This window comes from Microcystis aeruginosa NIES-4325 (genome assembly GCF_008974145.1).
Taxonomy (GTDB): domain Bacteria; phylum Cyanobacteriota; class Cyanobacteriia; order Cyanobacteriales; family Microcystaceae; genus Microcystis; species Microcystis aeruginosa_G.
The window spans coordinates 23010-40410 of sequence record NZ_BJKP01000032.1; the positions used below are offsets into that span (position 1 = coordinate 23010).

Consider the following 17401-nt stretch of genomic DNA (forward strand, 5'->3'; position numbering starts at 1 on the left):
AAAGTTATTGGCCGATTTTCCCCGTCAATTTTCCCCCAGTCTGGCAGCAGTCGATCGCCTTCGTAGGTTAAAATACCACTTAATCTATATGATCGATTATTGTAGGCTCAGGAGCAATCACCATGACCGCAGAAAGTATGTTATTTAATGGGCCGATCGTGGCGATCGTTCTCGTCCTCGTCGGATTAGCTTGGGGTTTTCTCCTCCTCAAAATCCAAGGTGGAGAAGCGGAATAGCTTGTTTTTCGGTTCATGGTTACTTTATTAGTAACCATGAACTACTTTTTCCTCGTCAAAAGTAATTAAGAGAAAATCAATAACTAAAATTTTATAGCTATACCTATGACCACTCCCACGATCGAGTTTTTTGTCGGTTTATCAGAAGAATTAAGCGGTGTTAGTCTCCGCAAAAATAAAAATACCGGGATTCGCAATGTCCTGATGACTTTTAAAACCCTGAAAGCGATCGAACGTTTCCAAAGTTTCACCACCCGCACCTACGGCGATCTCCGTCTCACCGATGAGGAAGGAGTGATTACAGTTATTCCCAACTCAACCAAGTTTATTTTTGGAGGAGATGAAGGAGATGAAATTCAACGGGTAGAATGTGGTTTTGAAATCACCGATGAACACTGGGAGCGTTTTATGCGCTTTATGAATCGTTACGCGGCAGCTAACGGGATGGGGTATCAGGATAAGTGAAAAGACAGGACTGGGGTGATGGGGTGTGGGGTAATGGGGGAATTGGTAGATAGGGTGATGGGGAGATAGGGTGATGGGGAAATTTCAACTAAAACCCTAAAACCCTAAAACCCCAACTCTCAACTTCTGAATTCTGATAGTTAAAAACCAGCTAAAATAAGGATAAATTTAGTCAAGAAACCATGAAAATAGCGATTACTGGGGCGACGGGATTTGTGGGCAGTCGATTAGTGGTCAAACTCCATGATCGCGGCGATGACATCCTAATTTTGACGCGCAATCCCGATAAAGCCCAGAGAATTTACCCAAAGTCAATCTATCCTAAGATAGAGATTATCCCCTATATCGCCACAGAATCGGGGGATTGGCAAAAAAAGATTTCTGGATGTGATGCGGTGATTAATCTAGCCGGAGAACCGATTTCGGAACGCTGGACTGGTGAAGCAAAACGAGCAATCGTCGCTAGTCGGCAAATCGGCACCGAGAAAATTGTCGAGGCGATCGCACTTGCTGCCCAGAAACCGAAAGTTTTAATTAACTCCTCGGCGATCGGTTACTATGGAACCAGTGAAACCGCTAGTTTTGACGAAAACAGCCCTCCCGGGGGCGATTTTCTGGCAGATGTCTGTAAAAAGTGGGAAACAGCCGCCCAAAAAGTGAAAGATTGCGGCACTCGTTTAGTCATTCTTCGCACGGGTATTGTTTTAGGCAATGGGGGTGCTTTAGGGAAAATGATCCCACCCTTCAAACTTTTTGCCGGCGGACCGATTGGCAGCGGTCGTCAGTGGTTTTCTTGGATTCATCGGGATGATTTAATTAATTTAATTATCTATTGTCTCGATCGCCCTGAAATTAGCGGCACTTTCAACGCTACTGCACCCAATCCCGTGCGGATGAAAGAATTCTGTCAGATATTAGGGGAAGTAATGAAGCGTCCTTCTTGGTTGCCAGTGCCAGATTTTGCCCTGGAAATTCTCTTGGGAGAAGGAGCCAAAATCGTCCTAGAAGGTCAAGAAGTGCTGCCAAAAGCCACCCAAGCGATCGGTTTTGACTATCGTTATCCTAATCTAGAAGCGGCCTTAGAGGAAATTGTCCCGAAAATGTAGAAATCTGATACAATAGCCGGACCTAGTGTTCTCAATCTATTTTTCACTCCAGACGGGATGGGAGAATAAAGAGGCAGCCACTCTCACCCCGCGCAGTTGATTTAACAGGGGTAAATGGCCCACGGGAGCACTTAAATCCCAGATAAATTCTTGGGGGTATTTTGTCCAATTATTGCCATTTTTCCAACCAATTTTCGGCCAGAGTTTCGGGAAATCTTGACCCACACCGATCCATAATTTGCGCTGCACCGACCAACCGAATTTTCCTTCTGAATGAACTAACCAAAGATGATCAATAGTCTGAATGTCAACCTTGGGAAAAGCTTCTACTTCCGTAAAATAGACCCATTTCCTCTGTATTGCTCCTTCTCCTGCTAATTCACAGAGTTTTTGACGGGTGAGACTATCGGCAGTTTGAAAATCCTGTTTAGCCAATAATTCCTGTAAAAGTCGATAATCGATACCTTTAGCACTATCTAGGGGAACAATACCCGTGGGGAAATAATTAGCTAAAAATTCCTTGCTCTGAGTGCTATTATCTTGATAGAGCAATTGATAAGCCTTACCTGTCACCAGATTAACAGGAGTGGGGCGCTGGGCTAATAAAAAATCTCTCAATACGGTTAGGCCACCTTCTCCCTCCCCGGCTAATCGTGTCAGGATCTGTAATTGATTTTTCGGCGACTCGGTGGCTAATTGACTCATCTTACGGGTAATATCCTCGCTCTGTTCTTCTACTAACACGCCATTCTGGTCAGTCATATCATCACTTTTAAGACCACTCCTTCAATACTATTACCACTATTTCGGGGTCGCTGCTCGATTTTTTCCTGACAAAAAAGGGATTTTTAGCGGGTGGTTGATCGTACACTGAAAGAGAGAACTACTTTGGTTATCTAGATCACCGACGGTCAAATTTCCCTTAACTGAATCGGGGATGCGCGGAGATTGTAACAAAAATTATCGATTGCTTGACAAAAAACACCGATTATGCTATCAACCGAACCTAAAATCAGCAATTCCGGACAAAAATATTTAGCCTATCAAGATTGTCTATCCCCGAATCAAACCCTGTTACCCCTGACGGCCAAGGTTAATAACCGCGATTGCCTAGAAATCGGTGGTTGTGATGTGACCACCCTAGTGGAACGTTTCGGTTCACCCTTGTATATTGTCGATGAAGTCACCCTCCGCACTGCCTGTCGTCAATACCTGCAAGGTTTCCAGACTCATTATCCCGGAGAATCTAGGGTAATTTATGCCTCGAAAGCGTGGAATTGCCTGGCCGTATCGGCCGTGGTCGCTAGGGAGGGATTAGGTTTTGATGTGGTGTCGGCCGGAGAAATTCACACGGTGTTAACCGCTTTAGACCAGATCAAGAAAACCGATGTGCCGATATACTTTCATGGTAATAACAAATCGATCGCCGAGTTAGAATATGCGATCGAGCATAACTGCATTATTATCGTTGATAACTGGCTAGAGTTAGAAAATCTGGTTAAATTAGGCGAAAATCGTCCTGATACCCCTATTCCGATCCTGTTGCGGTTAACCCCCGGCATCGAGTGCCACACCCACGAATATATTCGCACGGGTCACTTAGACAGTAAATTTGGTTTTGACCCCCATCAAATCGAATCGGTATTTGACTATGTTTTAGCTCATCCGGTGCTGAATTGTCTGGGTTTACACGCTCACATCGGTTCCCAGATTTTTGAACGTCAACCCCACCAAGACTTAGCCGCTGTGTTGGCAGATTGGTTTAAATTAGGTTTAGAAAGGGGTTTACCCCTACAGCAATTAAACGTCGGTGGTGGTTTAGGAATTCGCTACCTCGAAAGTGATGACCCCCCAAGTATCGAGGAGTGGGTGCAAGCGGTGTCCTTAGCAGTAGCTAAAGCTTGTCAGGAAAGAGGTATCGCTTATCCGCTGCTTATTGCCGAACCGGGACGCTCTCTGATTGCCACCGCTTGCGTCACGGCCTACACAGTGGGTAATCGCAAAGAAATCCCCGAAATCCGCACCTATATCGCCGTTGATGGCGGAATGTCCGATAATCCCCGACCGATTACCTATCAATCGGTTTACCGGGCCGTAATCGCCAATAAAATGAGTCAAGAATGTCAGGAAGTGGTGACAATAGCTGGAAAACACTGTGAATCCGGCGATATTCTAATTAAGGATATTACGCTACCGAAAACCAACCCGGGGGATATTTTAGTGGTTTTAGCCACAGGAGCCTATAACTACAGTATGGCTTCTAATTACAACCGCTTACCCCGTCCGGCGGCGGTAATTGTCCAAAATGGAGAAGCTAATCTGATTCTTGAACGGGAAAATCTGGCGGATCTGCTGCGTCAAGACCGCCTACCCACTCGACTCTCCTTAATATAAACCTCATCGCTATTGTCCCCCCATGTCGGGTTTTTTTCTGGACCCTCGCCGGTTATTGTCCTGGATTCTCAGCCATGGTCTGTCAGTCCTAGACTTTGGGTTAGTTCTCCTGCTTACCTATATGCTGCTGCTAATTATCGGCGAGCGGCGTACCTTTTGGATGGTGCGAGGACTAATCTATTTAATGCTGGCCTCGGTGATTAGCGATGCCCTAGGATTGCGGTTGCTGGGGTTAGTCCTAGAAAAATTGATTTTGGGGGCAGCCGTGGCCATCGCTGTGATTTTTCAGTCGGAATTCCGCCGTTTTTTAGAATTATTGGGCAAAGGTCAAGTGTGGGAATTATTTCGGAAAAGTTCCCCCACTCCCAAAACTGATAATGTCATTGATGAGTTAGTGGACGCGGTGAAGGATCTATCTCAAAATCGCACCGGTGCGCTGATGGTATTAGAAACCAGTGGCAATCTCGATACCAAGGTGTTTGTCAATCCGGGGGTGACGCTAAATGGTCAAGTATCTAAGGAATTAATTCAAACTATTTTTCAAACTAAAACCTTACTACACGATGGGGCCGTATTTATTCGGGGCGATCGAGTGGTGGCCGCTGGTGTTATTCTACCCCTATCGGAGCGCAGTACCTCTAGGCAATTAGGCACCCGTCATCGGGCGGCCATGGGCATTACCGAAAGGCTAGATAATTGTATCTGTATTGTGGTTTCTGAGGAAACTGGCTCGATTTCCCTCGCGTCGGGGGGTAATTTGGATCGGCCTTTAACCAGTAGTAAACTAAAAGAGCTTCTCGAAGCGAAGTTTTCTCCGTCGGGAGAGGGGGAAGTGGTCGCACCGAGTTGGGGACGTTTAGGGCGTACAATTGGCTTAAAAGGTCGTCTAATCTTAGAAAAATTCTCCCGTTCGCCCAGAGCAACCCCCAAAGATAGAAAATGACTGTTAAACCGAGCTTGTCACCAGAATTACCTACGGATTTAGATAAAAACCGTTTACCTCAGCACGTCGCAGTGATTATGGATGGGAACGGTCGTTGGGCGAAAAATCGTGGTTTGCCGCGGATTATGGGCCATCAACGGGGAGTAGATGCACTCAAAGACTTGCTGCGCTGTTGTCGTGACTGGGGAATTCCCGCTCTAACCGCTTATGCTTTTTCGACGGAAAATTGGGGTCGTCCTCTGGAGGAAGTAGAGTTTTTAATGACTCTATTCGAGCGGGTTTTGCGGCGGGAATTAGAAGAAATGATGCAGGAAAATGTCAAAATTCGCTTTATTGGTAATTTATCGGCCTTGCCAGAGTCTTTAAGACGGGAAATTGCTAAATCTCAAGCAGAAACTAGCAAAAATTCTGGTATTCAATTTACGGTGGCTACTAATTATGGTGGCCGAGAGGAGATCGTGCAAGCTTGTCAGGCGATCGCTCGTCAGGTGCAACAGGGTTTAGTCTCCCCAGAAGCGATCGATGAATCTCTCTTTGAACAGTATCTTTATACTGCCGGGATTCCTAACCCAGACCTGTTAATTCGCAGTAGTGGGGAAATGCGAATTAGTAATTTTTTACTCTGGCAAATGGCCTACGCAGAAATCTATGTTACTGACACCCTCTGGCCCGATTTCGATCGAGTGCAATTTCACCGCGCTTTAAAAGATTATCAGGGTCGTCATCGTCGTTTTGGCAAATTATAAGGGCTGCAGCCTAAATTGATCAAAATAGCCACTGTCAGGCAATTATCAGTGTGTTTTGTGGGTGGTATTAGCAGTTCGTACCCCTCTGTGCCATTACTTTTGAAAAATGGTATGACTACAAAAGTTTGAGTGGGTGCATTTCAGTGAAAGCAAAAATACTGAGTCTGGAAAGCTGACAATAGCTAAAATCCTTATCTGTCTGAATTTACAAATGTGAAATGCACCCCAGATCAAGTTTTATCCCTCGGCATCCCCCTTAAAAAGGGGGACTTAAATTGATCATTCGATGTGTAATTTTCACCCGCAAGAATTCGTATAACTTACTCGTTTAAAACTACAGTTTTTTTCGGGTAAACGACAATAATGACATTCCGAGGGGTGGGGTTGCCGAGGGGGAAAATCGGGACGGGGAAGAGAGGAGAGAACTTGATGAAAATAAGTAATAAAATCTCGATCGATCCGTTGATTAGGTATATCGATAATTCGATCGGGATAAATCAAACGTCCGTGGGGAATTTGAACTTTGCAGAGGGATTTTGTTTCCGGTGCGTGAGGGAGTAGAAGCATATAGAGGAGGATTTGGTAAAGATGGGAGGTTTTTTTCCCTCCATTTTTACAGTCCTCCACCACTACCCAATTATCCTTAATTGGGAGGATATCAGGACGACCAGCAATACAGATAGAATAGGTTTTTCCTTTGACTTTTCACCAAAAAAATATTTGACCGAAGCTTATAGCAGTTATGATAGAACAACTTTTGAAAAATCCTATAGATTTTGCTGGTATTGCGCTAAACCGATGACCTATCTCGAATTTTATAAAGCGTGGCACGGTCAAACTGAAAACAATATTCCCGAAGAACTGCAATCGCAAAACTTGAACTATATCATCGAAACAATTAAAACAAATCACCCCAATGTTCGCACTATTGATATTAAAACAATAAACGAAGAGACTAACCTCGATCACCTGGCCAAAGGTATTGGTAATCGTATCTTGACAAAATTAATTTCTCCGATTAATGATATCTATGATTTAGAATGGTGTCTCAAGACCGAAACCCCAAATCTTCCCCTGATTTTTTATGGTGATGATCTCAGGGATTCTTTGCTGCAGCTTTGCCAACTTATCGGTGAATTTGCTTCTATTGCCATAATCACAGATAAACCTATCGAACAGCCAATACAAGGATTTTTACCCAATCAAATTAACCTCGAAAATGCCTGACAAACTTGGCTAGAAAAAATGGTAAAATAAATTATTGATCCGAAAAATTTACCTAAGCATCATTCTCAGGTTAGACTAAAAGGGAAAAATTAATCATAATCGCAGTTATCCTAACTATGGTAGAAAAAGTTCGTAAAACCGAGGCGGAATGGCAGGCCCAGCTAACTCCCGAACAGTTCCAAGTTACTCGCAAAAAGGGAACAGAACGGGCTTTTACGGGTAAATATCACGATAATAAGGAAAAAGGTATTTACAAATGTGTCTGCTGTGGTACGGAGTTATTCACTTCTGATAGCAAGTATGATTCGGGTACTGGTTGGCCGAGTTTCTGGACTGCTGCTAACGAGACTAATATTAAGTACGAACGAGATATTAGTTTTTTCATGGTGCGGACAGAGATTGTTTGTGCCACTTGTGATGCACATCTTGGTCACGTTTTTAATGATGGTCCACCCCCAACGGGAAAACGCTATTGTCTCAATTCTGCCGCTTTGCAGTTTGAAAAAAATCCCTAAAGCAAAAAGAGGTCTTTCCAGACCTCTTTTTTTTAACTTCTAGTGGCAGCCAATTACAGTAAACCTGTATTAGTCCCCGGTTTGCCAGTAGCTAACTGCACTTTGACAATTTTGCCGCCCATTTTCATGATGCGTTGTTGCTCACGAAACCAATTATCGTAGGGAACGAGTTTGGTAAAATAGGTATTTTGTAATTCCCGTTGTGTCCGAATGCGGCTTTGGCTAGGAACACAAGCGGTGATTTTGAACATCCGCATGGATTGAATTCTCCTAATCGCTGAAAAACTTGTCGCTCAAACTAACGAAGGCTTTTTCCTAAAATAACAAAGGTCGGGAGTCAAGGATCAATACTAGCTCGTCAAAACCTATCTTGGACAGATTCAGCCTTTAAAGACCTAGCACTCATCCTCGGCTTCCCGAACCCTATTTTGTCCGAGTTCGTTACTTCTAGCTTAAGCCAGAGCTAATGTAGTCGAAGTAAATCCCCATTTCTTTACCCGCATCAGCACCAACTAAACTAGCGGTGACTTCTTTCATCGCTTGGATAGCTTGAACGGTGGAGGAGATGGGTACACCTAAAGAGTTGTAGGTTTCTTTCAGGCCGTTGAGAACGCGCTCGTCGAGGATAGAAGGATCTCCAGCTAACATAGCGTAGGTAGCATAACGGAGATAGTAGTCGAGGTCACGGATACAAGCGGCGTAACGACGGGTGGTGTACATATTACCACCGGGACGGGTTACGTCAGAGTATAACAGGGACTTAGCTACAGCTTCTTTAACGATACCGGCAGCGTTGGCGCTAATGACACTAGCGGCGCGCACGCGCAGTTCACCGGTGGCGAAGTAGCCTTTCAGTTTGCCGAGAGCAGCAGCGTCAAGGTATTTGCCTTGAACGTCAGCAGAGTTGATAACAGAAGTAATTGCGTCTTGCATGGTGGTTCTTCCTTGGGTTTTGCTTAATCTTAAGAGGTTTACGGGGGGTGTGTCTAGAATGATTCACAAAGGAATTATTCTACGACATAGAGCCGATCACGTAATCGAAGTAGGAAGAAGCTTCAGAAGCATCGTCAGAAGACATAAGACCAGTAGCAACTTCTTTCATTTCTCGAACGCTTTGAGCTACGGCACCGATGTCGGTTCCTAAAGATTTGTACATTTCACGCACACCGACTAAACCGATTTCTTCAATCGGGGTGACATCACCAGCAACTACTCCGTAGGTGATTAAACGCAGGTAGTAGTCCATGTCACGCAGACAGGTAGCGGTCATTTCTTCGCCGTAAGCGTTGCCACCGGGGGAAACGATGTCAGGACGTTTTTGGAATAAGCGATCGCCAGCTTGTTTGACGATGGTTTCGCGAGCGCCGGTCAGGGTTTCAGCGATGCGTAAACGAGCGGCACCACTGCCAACGAAGGCTTTAATTCTGTCTAGTTCGCCGGGGCTGAGGTAACGAGCTTCAGCATCAGCATTCACGATCGATTTCGTGACGATACTCATTGATGGATTCCTCCCAACTAAGTGAGATTAATAAACTTAATCTGACATTTTATAGCAGTTGTGGTCACTACGCTCAAGTTATCTCGTTTCCGCCTCAGCGTCTCAAGACTCCCCTAGCCTAGCGACCTAACGCAATTATTTTGCGGCATCTGGTTCACCTTCTCACTATTTTCTTAATACTTTTTAACATTTGCCCGAAGAAGGGAGCACCGGAGTGGGGAAGTGGGGTGTGGGGAGAATAAATGAAATAGTCTCCTGACTCCTCTCTCCTGACTCCTCTCTCCTGATTTACCCTAACCAATTAATTGCCCCTTTAATCCAGTCTTCTGGCTGAGTATTTTTACTAAATAAAGCATCTTGACTGAGGACTGCTATGGCTCGATCGATCTCCTCTTGGCTGTATCCTAAAGCTAAAAGGGTCATCTGCACATCTTCGAGGATGTCCGCTGCCGGCAGTATTGCCGTGGTTGTCGTCGTCGCTTCTTTTAGCTGTCGCCATGCTGCCAATTTAGTTTTTAACTCTAAAGCGATTCTTTCTGCTGTTTTTAAGCCGACTCCGGGGGTTTTGCTCAAAATTTTGGTATTTCCTGTCACTATCGCCACCACAAGTTCCTCAATCCCCAAGGTATCGATTAAAGCTAGGGCTAATTGCGCCCCAACCCCATTGACGGAAAGCAGTTGACGAAACAGATCTCGCTCTGGGGCGGTGCCGAAACCGTACAATAAAGGCTGGTCTTCGCGAAGGAGTAGGTGAGTAAAAATCTGACAACTATCATTGTTATTGTTGCCGATGTCTAGGGCTAATCGTGAGGGAATTTGGATTTCGTAACCGATCTGGTTTACGTCTAAAATTAAGATCAGTCGGTTATTGGGGGTTTTGATCACCTCGATCGCTTGTCCCCGTAAATAATTAATCATTGATTTAATTCTCCCACGAAAATAACCGAACCACAGCAATGACGGTTTTTACTCCCTGAAGGAATGCCAGGGAGATTTTCATTTTTGTTACAATTATTAACAGAAGTGAATGGCGTAATTGATAACCTAATCTTCTTGGCGTTAGTCCCCCATAATTGGAGAAGATACAAAATGAATGGCAACATTAGAGTCGGGAATCTCTTTGGAATTCCCTTTTATATTAATCCTTCTTGGTTCTTTGTTCTGGGGTTAATTACCTTAACCTATGGGGGAGATTTAAGTCAGTTTCCCCAGTTAACGGGAATCATGCCCTGGCTCTTAGGATTTTTTGCCGCTATCCTCCTATTTGCCTCCGTGGTTGCCCACGAATTAGGCCATAGTTTTGTTGCTATCGCCCAAGGTATTGAAGTCAAATCAATTACCCTCTTTTTATTCGGTGGTTTGGCAACTCTTGGCAGAGAATCGAAAACTCCCCTAGAAGCGTTTCTAGTAGCAATTGCCGGCCCTTTAGTTAGTTTACTGCTCTTCGGTATCTTCCTAATTGTTGGTCTCAATATTAGTTTAAGCGCGCCCCTGGCGGCGATTCTTTCTCTCCTGGCCTATATCAACCTCGCCCTAGGGTTATTTAACCTGATACCCGGTTTACCTTTAGATGGTGGTAATATCCTTAAAGCCGTCGTTTGGCAAGTAACTGGTAATCCCAATAAAGGGGTTTTATTCGCTAGTCGTTTCGGTCAATTTTTTGGTTGGTTAGCGATTGTCATAGGTGCGCTATCAATTCTCGGAATCAGTCAATTTGGTAGTTTTTGGACGCTATTAATTGGCATTTTCCTCCTACAAAATGCTGGCTTTTCCGCCCAATCAGCTAAGGTTCAAGATTTCCTAAGTCGCTACAGTGCTAAAGATGTTATCTCTCCTAATAGTCCTGTAGTTCCGATTAATTTAACCCTGCGCGAGTTTGCTAATAATTATGTTATCGGTAAACAACAATGGTCTAAATTCCTAGTTACCGATAGCGAAGGTAAACTATTAGGAGTGATTAATGTAGAGGACCTGAAAACGATTCCCACTTCCCAATGGACAGAGGTAAATATCGGTCGGTTATTACACACTAGCGAAAGTCTTAAACTGGTTTTGTCTCATACTTCCCTCCTAGATGTGGTAAAAATTTTGGAAGGAGAAAATTTATCTCAAGTGACAGTGGTAGAAGAAAACGGCACAGTTTTGGGGTTAATTGAGAAAGCTTCTATCCTTACTTTTCTCGCCCAAGAAACCCAAAGTCAAACCACTTAATCAGTTATCAGTTATCAGTTATCAGTGAGCAGTTATCAGTTATCAGTTAGGTAAATGTAATTCTCACCTCAATATTGATGAATCAGTCTAATCGCTATCTGCTAGGATTTATCCTTGTTGTCGCCGCTTATATAACTTTAATTGCTCCAGAAGTTAATAACCATATACAAGCAATGCTCGGAGGATCATCATCAAATTTACAAGCAAACAGATATTCTGAATTTCTTAGTCTTGTAATTAATGGGAGTATTTTATATCTTATATACAAATGGTTTTCAGGAAAGTATAATTTATGAGTTATCAGTGTTAAGGTTCCGACTCGCATAATTTTGTTTAGTATCTCCTGACTATACTGACTGTCGCATTGCTTGCCACAATTGCTCGTATTCTTGCTCGGTTGCTGGGGATAAGGGGTCTAAAAAATCGCTTTTTTTGATCGCTTCTGGATTGACAAGTAAAGGATTATTTCTAATATCTGGGGAAATTTGATCGGGATTTTCAGTGAGAATTAGGGGGGATAATCCGGAGGTAAATAAAGAAATTTTATTAGCGGATTCTGGTTGCCAACAAAAATCAATCCATTGCTGGACAAGAGAATTAGGAGTAGTTAAAACTGGTTTTACCCACACATCTGACCAGAGAGAAGTACCGGATTTGGGGACAACAACTTTAATTTTATTATAGCGATCGCTCACTGGTAGAATATCATTAGACCAACCCACAGACAGCCAGACATCACCGAGTATCAGGGGTTGTAAGTAATGTTGAGAACTATAAAATCTTACCTGTTTCTGTAAAGCGAATAGCTGGTCTTTTAGTGCCGTCACTTGTTTTAAATTACTAGAATTATAAGAATAACCCAATTTTTTTAGGGTTAAACCGATGACTTCGCGACGATTATCAATTAGGGCAATTTTACCAGTTAATTCTGGTCGCCATAGATCAGACCAATCCTGTGGTCGCCAGTCAAATTGAGCGAATTTTTCCTCATTATAGGCAATTACTGTCATTCCCCAACGGTAGGGCGCACCCCAGACTTTCCCCTCTGTTTGCAGTTGTCCTTGGCCATTGCGAGTCATGTTTTCTTGCCAACGGGGGGGCAGTTTTGACCAATTAGAGAGTTGAGAAGTATCTAGAGGTTGAATTAAACCGTTAGTAATCGCTTTTCCTAGCCAAGCATCCCCTAGGGTGACTAAATTACCCATAGCCTGGTTTTGTTCCCTAAAAGGGATAGGAATCGGAAATTGTGAGGCTGGTTGATCCTGATTTTTTAACCATTTTTCCAACAATTTTAATAGCTCTTTCAGCTGCCTTTCCGACTGAAAATTGACTTTTTTTTCGGCAATAGTTTTCCGAAAATCTGTTAGTAATCGCGGCGGAATCGAACCGGAGAGGAGAAAAATGCTCGGCTCGCCGCTTCCGGAAGCGCAGCCACTTAAACCCCCCGCTAAGGCGATTGTACCTAATCCTTGCAAAAAAGAACGTCTGTTTAACATATCGCCCGCCGATTCTCAACTTTAACAGTAATAATTGCCAGTTTCTAGCCTTGAATTATTATAGGACGATTTTTAACGGTAAATTTGACCTCAAGCGCTGGCTGGGAATATTGGTACAATCAAGGGGCAATAACCCAGTTTAAGCGGGTTCCGGTGGACTGAAGGTCATTTTTGTTAAAAAAGTTATTTCTCTGGGTGTTATGATTAATTTTGAGGCAATACGGAGAATTTTTTGAGCTATGACCCCTGAATTAATCACTTTCGGTCGGTATCTCGCGGGTGAATTTGAAAATCAACGGCAAGCGCAAGCAGAACCAGTGTGGTACGTTCACCTGCGCTTATGGTTGCGTCCGTTGCCTTTATTTCGGGAAGACAGCATCGCGCTTTTTGCCGAACAGGCCAGTATAATCAATTTAGACCAACCCTACCGACCGCGACTGTGGCGATTAACGCGCTCGGAATCGGCAGGGTTAGAGGTTAGGCATTATATGTTTAATGACCTAAAATCCGTGCAAGGTGCGGGGAAAAATACCGATATTTTGCGAAAAATTAGCTTAGAAGACCTAACTTTCCTGCCTACTTGCACTTTAGCGGTCAAAGTCCATACCCTCGCTGATAATCAATACCAGTTTATCGCCCAACCGCAACCGGAACAGCGCTGTCAATTCACCTATGAGGGGACAACCTATCAGGTGTCTTTAGGTTTCGAGGTGACGAGTCATAGCCTAAAAACCTACGATAAAGGCCTAGATCCCAGCACAGGTAAGGGAATTTGGGGCGCTCTGCTCGGTCCCTATCAATACGAGAAAAAACGGGATTTTTCAGCAGAATTGGAGGTTTGATGAAGATTGCATCACATTAGGTCAAAATGACGGCAGATAACACCGCAAACAGCCGCTAAAGCGGTAATTCCTAAAGCTGTACCGATGTCTTGTCCTTGATTGACGGCAAAAGAAGTGACGATTCCCGCACCTAAACCAGCTGTGATTGCCGCTCCGAGAAAATCTTTATCTGAGTTTTTATACATAGAGATAAGGCCAAATTTCGACAAAATCGTGTTTTTTACCTTATCATCCTCTTTTGAGCAACTAATCACTAGGAGGCGGAATTGCAATTAAGCTTTAGATTTAGCCACGTTTCTTAACATTAAGTCGGGTCAGATATATAGAGGGTAAAATCGATGAAATTAGCTAAAATCTCTTTTTATGGCTTTTTAACGCTGATTATCTCCCTTTTGCTAATACTGAGTTTTGTTAATGCCAGCCAGGCACAATCGGATACGGCGGTAAGATCGGAGTTAATTAGTCTCCGCAATCGAGTCGAGCGCCTTGAAAGTCAGGTCCGAGGAATAACCGTCCGCGGGGAAAATGCCGATCAGATTCCCCAACGGCGATCGGGAACGGGTATAGTCAATGGGGAAGTAGTCGGGGAAACTGACCCACTGTTCCAGCGTTTAGCCACTTTAGTAATTGAATTAAAGGAAGATTTAAAAAAGCTAGAGCAACGGGTGCAAATCTTAGAAAAAGAAACCGTTAGCCAGAAATGGTAGTCAATTGATGCTATAACGATCGAAAGTTAAATTGATCTGAAACTATGCAGTTAATTGATTATGTAATTGTGCTGCTGTATCTGGCAGCAACCCTAATAATCGGGATTATAGCCGAGAAAAAAGCTTCTCAAGGTCTAGAATCCTACTTTTTAGGTAATCGCAATTTGCCTTGGTGGATGTTAGGGGTGTCGGGAATGGCAGCTAACACCGATTTAGCGGGAACTATGGTCATTTCTGCCCTAATTTACGCCGTCGGACCCAAAGGACTATTTATCGAAATCCGCGGCGGTGTTGTCCTAATTATGGCCTTTCTCATGGCTTTTATGGGCAAATGGAATCGCCGCGCCCAAGTTATGACCATGGCGGAATGGATGAAATTTCGCTTTGGAACTGGAAAACAGGGTAATTTTGCCCGAATTATTAGCGCTGTCGCCACTCTCTTATTCTCTATCGGTGCGATGAGTTATTTCTCCGTTGCGGGAGGGAAATTTTTAGGGCAGTTTTTGGGTATGGATGATCGTCTTGCTTCGGTGATATTAATTCTTTTAACGTTAATTTATACGGTGGCCAGTGGTTTTTATGGTGGGGTAATTACCGATTTATTTCAAGGGTTTCTGATTTTTGTGGCGGTAATTTATGTATCGGCAGTGGCCTTTTTTACTGTTAATCTGCCCGATAGTTTCACGGTAGCAATTCCGGGGGCAACGGAGCCAAAAACTTGGAATTTAAGCGACTGGGCTAGTATTTTTCCCTCCCTGACTTTGGATTTACCCGGAGATTATGCCATCTTTAATTTGTTTGGTGGGGTGATTTTCTTTTATTTAGTTAAAACCATCATCGAAGGTTGCAGCGGCAGCGGTGGTTATATGTTACAACGATACCTAGCCGCCAAAAGCGATCGAGATGCCGGTTTATTATCTTTATTCTGGATTGTTCTGCTTTCTTTCCGTTGGCCCCTAGTCACAGCTTTTGCGGTTTTAGGTATTCACTACGGTTTAACTAAAGGTGCGATTACGGATCCGGAAAGAATTCTGGCCACGGTGATTACTCAATACATTCCTGTGGGGATGAAAGGGTTATTAATTGCTGCTTTTTTAGCGGCAGCTATGTCCACTTTTAACGCAGTTATTAACGCTAGTGCTGCCTATTGGGTAAAAGATATATATCAAGCTTTTTTGAAACCGAACGCGGGGGAACAGGAGTTAGTTTTTCAAGGTCGTTTAGCCTCGGTTTTTGTGGTAGTAATTGGCTTAGTTTTGAGTTTTAATATCCAAAATGTCAATGATATTTGGGGTTGGTTAACCACGGGATTAGGGGTAGGATTGGCAGTTCCTCTCCTATTACGTTGGTATTGGTGGCGCTTTAATGGTTATGGTTTTGCCGTGGGAACTTTAGCGGGAATGATTGCGGCTATTGCCTCACAAGCGATAATTTTACCTTTCTTTCGTCACAGTCAATATCAGGAACTTATTCTCTTTCTTGTGCCGAGTTTGTTCGCTTTAGCTGGCTGTATTATCGCTACTTTGTTAACTCCTCCCACCGATAGTTTAGTTATGGAAAATTTCTATAATGTTACCAGACCTTTTGGTTTTTGGGGGGAAGTCCGTCAAAGTGTTAAACCTAACCTACAGGCAAAGATTAAAGCGGAAAATCAACGGGATATCATCGCAGCTTTTCTTACTGTTCCTTGGCAATTAGTCCTGTTTATGATGGGGATTGTTTTAATCATCAAGCAGTGGCAAAGTTTTAAGATTTTGGCTTTGGTTTTTCTTTTGCTTTCTATCGGTCTCTATTTTACTTGGTATCGACATTTATCTAAGGAAATTACTGTCACTAAAGACCGAGATTTAGGTTAGGCAGTTATCAGTTATCAGTTTACTGTCTTCCCACTTCCCAATTCATAATTCCCTCACCGCTCAAGGAATTAGAAGTTTCACAGCATAATTAGGAGTGATCCCTTGACTTTTGCGGTGCCTTTGGTTATGATTTTATTATAATGGGATTGTTGTGTTTATGTATAAGTGCTTAGATTTCTATTATTAGTAAAGTCTTTTAAAAAAATTGTCCCAAAATATGCAAAAAAAAGCAAGCGAAATTTTGCCGTCAATTGTTAAGTTTTGTTAACAAAAATAGCAAGAGCGGCAAGGAATTTATATCCCTTACCGTTGACTTTGGCCAGACTCACCACTTCTTATAGGGTAAAAACTTACCCGACATGGTAATTTTAACGCGATCGCCTTTAGGGTCTTCCTGCTTATCCACGTCGAGGGTAAAATCGATCGCACTCATAATACCATCGCCGAATTTTTCATGAATCACCGATTTTAGGGGCATTCCATACACCTGCATGATTTCATAGAAACGATAGATCAGAGGGTCGGTGGGGACAACCGGACCCAATCCCTTGACAGGATACTCGGTTAAGGATGGGATGATTTCGGTTCCCAGTCCCAAAGCTGCCACAATTTTCGTTGCTTCCTCTGGGGAGGCGCTCGCTTGCCGGTAAAAAACAGCGGCAATCCACACCTCATCTCGTCCTAGAATCGCTTCTAGGTCAGCGAAACTCAGGCCTTTTTCCTTTTTCGCTTCCAATAGTTTTGCGGTAATTTCGGGTATCATTGCTTATTTTTGCAGAATTTGTCTGCTTCTAGTTTACCTGAACATCAATTATATAAGTAAAAGTTATGACATTGATAAAAAAACATTTCTTAAACCCCCTTTACATAACTATAAAAAAACGATAGTATTAACTCATGTCAAACAAAGAACCTTGACAATTCAATACATACAGAAATTATCCAACCATGACCACCACTCTACAACAGCGCGAGAGCGCTTCCCTGTGGGAGCAGTTCTGCCAGTGGATCACCAGCACCAACAACCGTCTTTATGTCGGCTGGTTCGGTGTCATCATGATCCCCACCCTGCTCACCGCCACCACCTGCTTCATCATCGCCTTTATCGCCGCTCCTCCCGTAGACATCGACGGTATTCGCGAGCCTGTAGCCGGTTCCC

Annotated in this window: 21 protein-coding genes and 1 pseudogene; 13 read left to right on the top strand and 9 right to left on the bottom strand. The window is 43.5% G+C overall.

What is annotated here, in order from left to right; genetic code table 11:
* Positions 1 to 122 precede the first annotated feature (122 nt).
* The 3 genes from petM (at position 123) to thyD (ending at position 1807) form a co-directional block, all read left to right on the top strand.
* On the top strand, positions 123 to 236 hold the full coding sequence (petM, locus tag MiAbW_RS15450) for a cytochrome b6-f complex subunit PetM (RefSeq protein WP_002731506.1): 114 nt from the start codon (positions 123 to 125) through the stop codon (positions 234 to 236).
* 105 nt (positions 237 to 341) lie between these two features.
* Complete coding sequence (gene psb28, locus MiAbW_RS15455; RefSeq protein ID WP_002753287.1) at positions 342 to 701, top strand: photosystem II reaction center protein Psb28; 360 nt, start codon at positions 342 to 344, stop codon at positions 699 to 701.
* A gap of 182 nt (positions 702 to 883) precedes the next feature.
* Positions 884 to 1807, top strand: a complete 924-nt coding sequence (thyD, locus tag MiAbW_RS15460) for a thylakoid membrane protein ThyD (RefSeq protein ID WP_151696826.1) — start codon at positions 884 to 886, stop codon at positions 1805 to 1807.
* A 36-nt stretch (positions 1808 to 1843) separates the two neighbouring features.
* Here thyD and MiAbW_RS15465 read toward each other — a convergent pair whose 3' ends face one another.
* Positions 1844 to 2569: a GUN4 domain-containing protein gene (locus tag MiAbW_RS15465; RefSeq protein WP_151696827.1), complete on the bottom strand. Its 726-nt coding sequence runs from the start codon at positions 2567 to 2569 to the stop codon at positions 1844 to 1846.
* Positions 2570 to 2797: 228 nt separating this feature from the next.
* Between MiAbW_RS15465 and lysA the strand changes: the two genes are divergently transcribed.
* The 3 genes from lysA to uppS are packed head-to-tail and all read left to right on the top strand — an operon-like array spanning position 2798 to position 5890.
* Positions 2798 to 4201, top strand: coding sequence for a diaminopimelate decarboxylase (lysA, locus tag MiAbW_RS15470; RefSeq protein WP_151696828.1), 1404 nt, complete (start codon positions 2798 to 2800; stop codon positions 4199 to 4201).
* Between the two features lie 22 nt (positions 4202 to 4223).
* Positions 4224 to 5144, top strand: coding sequence for a diadenylate cyclase CdaA (cdaA, locus tag MiAbW_RS15475; RefSeq protein ID WP_151696829.1), 921 nt, complete (start codon positions 4224 to 4226; stop codon positions 5142 to 5144).
* Positions 5141 to 5890: a polyprenyl diphosphate synthase gene (uppS, locus tag MiAbW_RS15480; RefSeq protein WP_110579594.1), complete on the top strand. Its 750-nt coding sequence runs from the start codon at positions 5141 to 5143 to the stop codon at positions 5888 to 5890. Before cdaA ends, uppS begins: the two co-directional genes overlap by 4 nt.
* 297 nt (positions 5891 to 6187) lie before the next feature.
* Here the strand turns inward: uppS and MiAbW_RS15485 are convergent, their stop codons facing one another.
* Positions 6188 to 6571, bottom strand: coding sequence for a PD-(D/E)XK nuclease family protein (locus MiAbW_RS15485; RefSeq protein ID WP_151696830.1), 384 nt, complete (start codon positions 6569 to 6571; stop codon positions 6188 to 6190).
* A 39-nt stretch (positions 6572 to 6610) separates the two neighbouring features.
* Here MiAbW_RS15485 and MiAbW_RS15490 point away from each other — a divergent pair, with 39 nt between their 5' ends.
* Together MiAbW_RS15490 and msrB are read left to right on the top strand one after the other, a co-directional pair.
* The gene (locus tag MiAbW_RS15490; protein ID WP_151696831.1) at positions 6611 to 7117 is read left to right on the top strand and encodes an NACHT C-terminal alpha/beta 1 domain-containing protein; all 507 of its coding nucleotides are present in this window, start codon (positions 6611 to 6613) and stop codon (positions 7115 to 7117) included.
* Between the two features lie 98 nt (positions 7118 to 7215).
* A complete protein-coding gene (gene msrB, locus MiAbW_RS15495) occupies positions 7216 to 7632 on the top strand; it encodes a peptide-methionine (R)-S-oxide reductase MsrB (protein WP_151696832.1) in 417 nt (138 codons plus the stop codon).
* A 53-nt stretch (positions 7633 to 7685) separates the two neighbouring features.
* Here msrB and MiAbW_RS15500 read toward each other — a convergent pair whose 3' ends face one another.
* The 4 genes from MiAbW_RS15500 to ruvA all read right to left on the bottom strand — a co-directional run bounded on the left by MiAbW_RS15500 (position 7686) and on the right by ruvA (position 10048).
* On the bottom strand, positions 7686 to 7889 hold the full coding sequence (locus MiAbW_RS15500) for a phycobilisome linker polypeptide (RefSeq protein WP_002739162.1): 204 nt from the start codon (positions 7887 to 7889) through the stop codon (positions 7686 to 7688).
* 190 nt (positions 7890 to 8079) lie between these two features.
* On the bottom strand, positions 8080 to 8565 hold the full coding sequence (apcB, locus tag MiAbW_RS15505) for an allophycocyanin subunit beta (protein WP_149106796.1): 486 nt from the start codon (positions 8563 to 8565) through the stop codon (positions 8080 to 8082).
* 79 nt (positions 8566 to 8644) lie between these two features.
* Positions 8645 to 9130, bottom strand: a complete 486-nt coding sequence (locus tag MiAbW_RS15510; RefSeq protein WP_002739012.1) for an allophycocyanin subunit alpha — start codon at positions 9128 to 9130, stop codon at positions 8645 to 8647.
* A 288-nt stretch (positions 9131 to 9418) separates the two neighbouring features.
* Entirely contained in the window at positions 9419 to 10048 is a 630-nt protein-coding gene (ruvA, locus tag MiAbW_RS15515; protein ID WP_151696833.1) for a Holliday junction branch migration protein RuvA, read from the bottom strand.
* 63 nt (positions 10049 to 10111) lie between these two features.
* Between ruvA and MiAbW_RS15520 the strand changes: the two genes are divergently transcribed.
* Complete coding sequence (locus MiAbW_RS15520; RefSeq protein WP_151696834.1) at positions 10112 to 11341, top strand: site-2 protease family protein; 1230 nt, start codon at positions 10112 to 10114, stop codon at positions 11339 to 11341.
* 347 nt (positions 11342 to 11688) lie between these two features.
* Here the strand turns inward: MiAbW_RS15520 and MiAbW_RS15530 are convergent, their stop codons facing one another.
* The gene (locus tag MiAbW_RS15530; RefSeq protein WP_151696836.1) at positions 11689 to 12837 is read right to left on the bottom strand and encodes a substrate-binding domain-containing protein; all 1149 of its coding nucleotides are present in this window, start codon (positions 12835 to 12837) and stop codon (positions 11689 to 11691) included.
* 239 nt (positions 12838 to 13076) lie between these two features.
* On the opposite strand from MiAbW_RS15530, the gene MiAbW_RS15535 reads away from it, so the two are divergent.
* Positions 13077 to 13679, top strand: coding sequence for a chromophore lyase CpcT/CpeT (locus MiAbW_RS15535; RefSeq protein WP_151696837.1), 603 nt, complete (start codon positions 13077 to 13079; stop codon positions 13677 to 13679).
* 11 nt (positions 13680 to 13690) lie between these two features.
* On the opposite strand, the gene MiAbW_RS19635 is transcribed toward MiAbW_RS15535, so the two are convergent.
* Positions 13691 to 13864, bottom strand: coding sequence for a hypothetical protein (locus tag MiAbW_RS19635; RefSeq protein ID WP_002739017.1), 174 nt, complete (start codon positions 13862 to 13864; stop codon positions 13691 to 13693).
* 153 nt (positions 13865 to 14017) lie between these two features.
* Here MiAbW_RS19635 and MiAbW_RS15540 point away from each other — a divergent pair, with 153 nt between their 5' ends.
* Positions 14018 to 14386 carry a hypothetical protein gene (locus tag MiAbW_RS15540; protein WP_151696838.1) on the top strand — a complete coding sequence of 123 codons (369 nt, stop codon included), beginning with the start codon at positions 14018 to 14020 and terminating at the stop codon, positions 14384 to 14386.
* Positions 14387 to 14430: 44 nt separating this feature from the next.
* The gene (locus MiAbW_RS15545) at positions 14431 to 16242 is read left to right on the top strand and encodes a sodium:solute symporter family protein (protein WP_151696839.1); all 1812 of its coding nucleotides are present in this window, start codon (positions 14431 to 14433) and stop codon (positions 16240 to 16242) included.
* 325 nt (positions 16243 to 16567) lie between these two features.
* Here MiAbW_RS15545 and cynS read toward each other — a convergent pair whose 3' ends face one another.
* Positions 16568 to 17005 (bottom strand): cyanase, encoded by a 438-nt coding sequence (gene cynS, locus MiAbW_RS15550; RefSeq protein WP_151696840.1) that lies wholly within the window; start codon positions 17003 to 17005, stop codon positions 16568 to 16570.
* A 185-nt stretch (positions 17006 to 17190) separates the two neighbouring features.
* Here cynS and MiAbW_RS15555 point away from each other — a divergent pair.
* Positions 17191 to 17401 (top strand): annotated as a pseudogene (locus MiAbW_RS15555) (photosystem II q(b) protein); the annotation flags it as partial.

Bases quoted from the DNA above. Each gene is read 5' to 3' on its own strand.
- MiAbW_RS15510 (WP_002739012.1), bottom strand. From the start codon at position 9,130: ATGAGTATCGTCACGAAATCGATCGTGAATGCTGATGCTGAAGCTCGT.
- MiAbW_RS15545 (WP_151696839.1), top strand. From the start codon at position 14,431: ATGCAGTTAATTGATTATGTAATTGTGCTGCTGTATCTGGCAGCAACC.
- petM (WP_002731506.1), top strand. From the start codon at position 123: ATGACCGCAGAAAGTATGTTATTTAATGGGCCGATCGTGGCGATCGTT.
- ruvA (WP_151696833.1), bottom strand. From the start codon at position 10,048: ATGATTAATTATTTACGGGGACAAGCGATCGAGGTGATCAAAACCCCC.
- MiAbW_RS15520 (WP_151696834.1), top strand. From the start codon at position 10,112: ATGCCAGGGAGATTTTCATTTTTGTTACAATTATTAACAGAAGTGAAT.
- thyD (WP_151696826.1), top strand. From the start codon at position 884: ATGAAAATAGCGATTACTGGGGCGACGGGATTTGTGGGCAGTCGATTA.
- psb28 (WP_002753287.1), top strand. From the start codon at position 342: ATGACCACTCCCACGATCGAGTTTTTTGTCGGTTTATCAGAAGAATTA.
- MiAbW_RS15500 (WP_002739162.1), bottom strand. From the start codon at position 7,889: ATGCGGATGTTCAAAATCACCGCTTGTGTTCCTAGCCAAAGCCGCATT.
- uppS (WP_110579594.1), top strand. From the start codon at position 5,141: ATGACTGTTAAACCGAGCTTGTCACCAGAATTACCTACGGATTTAGAT.
- lysA (WP_151696828.1), top strand. From the start codon at position 2,798: ATGCTATCAACCGAACCTAAAATCAGCAATTCCGGACAAAAATATTTA.
- cdaA (WP_151696829.1), top strand. From the start codon at position 4,224: ATGTCGGGTTTTTTTCTGGACCCTCGCCGGTTATTGTCCTGGATTCTC.
- apcB (WP_149106796.1), bottom strand. From the start codon at position 8,565: ATGCAAGACGCAATTACTTCTGTTATCAACTCTGCTGACGTTCAAGGC.
- MiAbW_RS15540 (WP_151696838.1), top strand. From the start codon at position 14,018: ATGAAATTAGCTAAAATCTCTTTTTATGGCTTTTTAACGCTGATTATC.
- MiAbW_RS15530 (WP_151696836.1), bottom strand. From the start codon at position 12,837: ATGTTAAACAGACGTTCTTTTTTGCAAGGATTAGGTACAATCGCCTTA.
- MiAbW_RS19635 (WP_002739017.1), bottom strand. From the start codon at position 13,864: ATGTATAAAAACTCAGATAAAGATTTTCTCGGAGCGGCAATCACAGCT.
- cynS (WP_151696840.1), bottom strand. From the start codon at position 17,005: ATGATACCCGAAATTACCGCAAAACTATTGGAAGCGAAAAAGGAAAAA.
- MiAbW_RS15465 (WP_151696827.1), bottom strand. From the start codon at position 2,569: ATGACTGACCAGAATGGCGTGTTAGTAGAAGAACAGAGCGAGGATATT.
- MiAbW_RS15535 (WP_151696837.1), top strand. From the start codon at position 13,077: ATGACCCCTGAATTAATCACTTTCGGTCGGTATCTCGCGGGTGAATTT.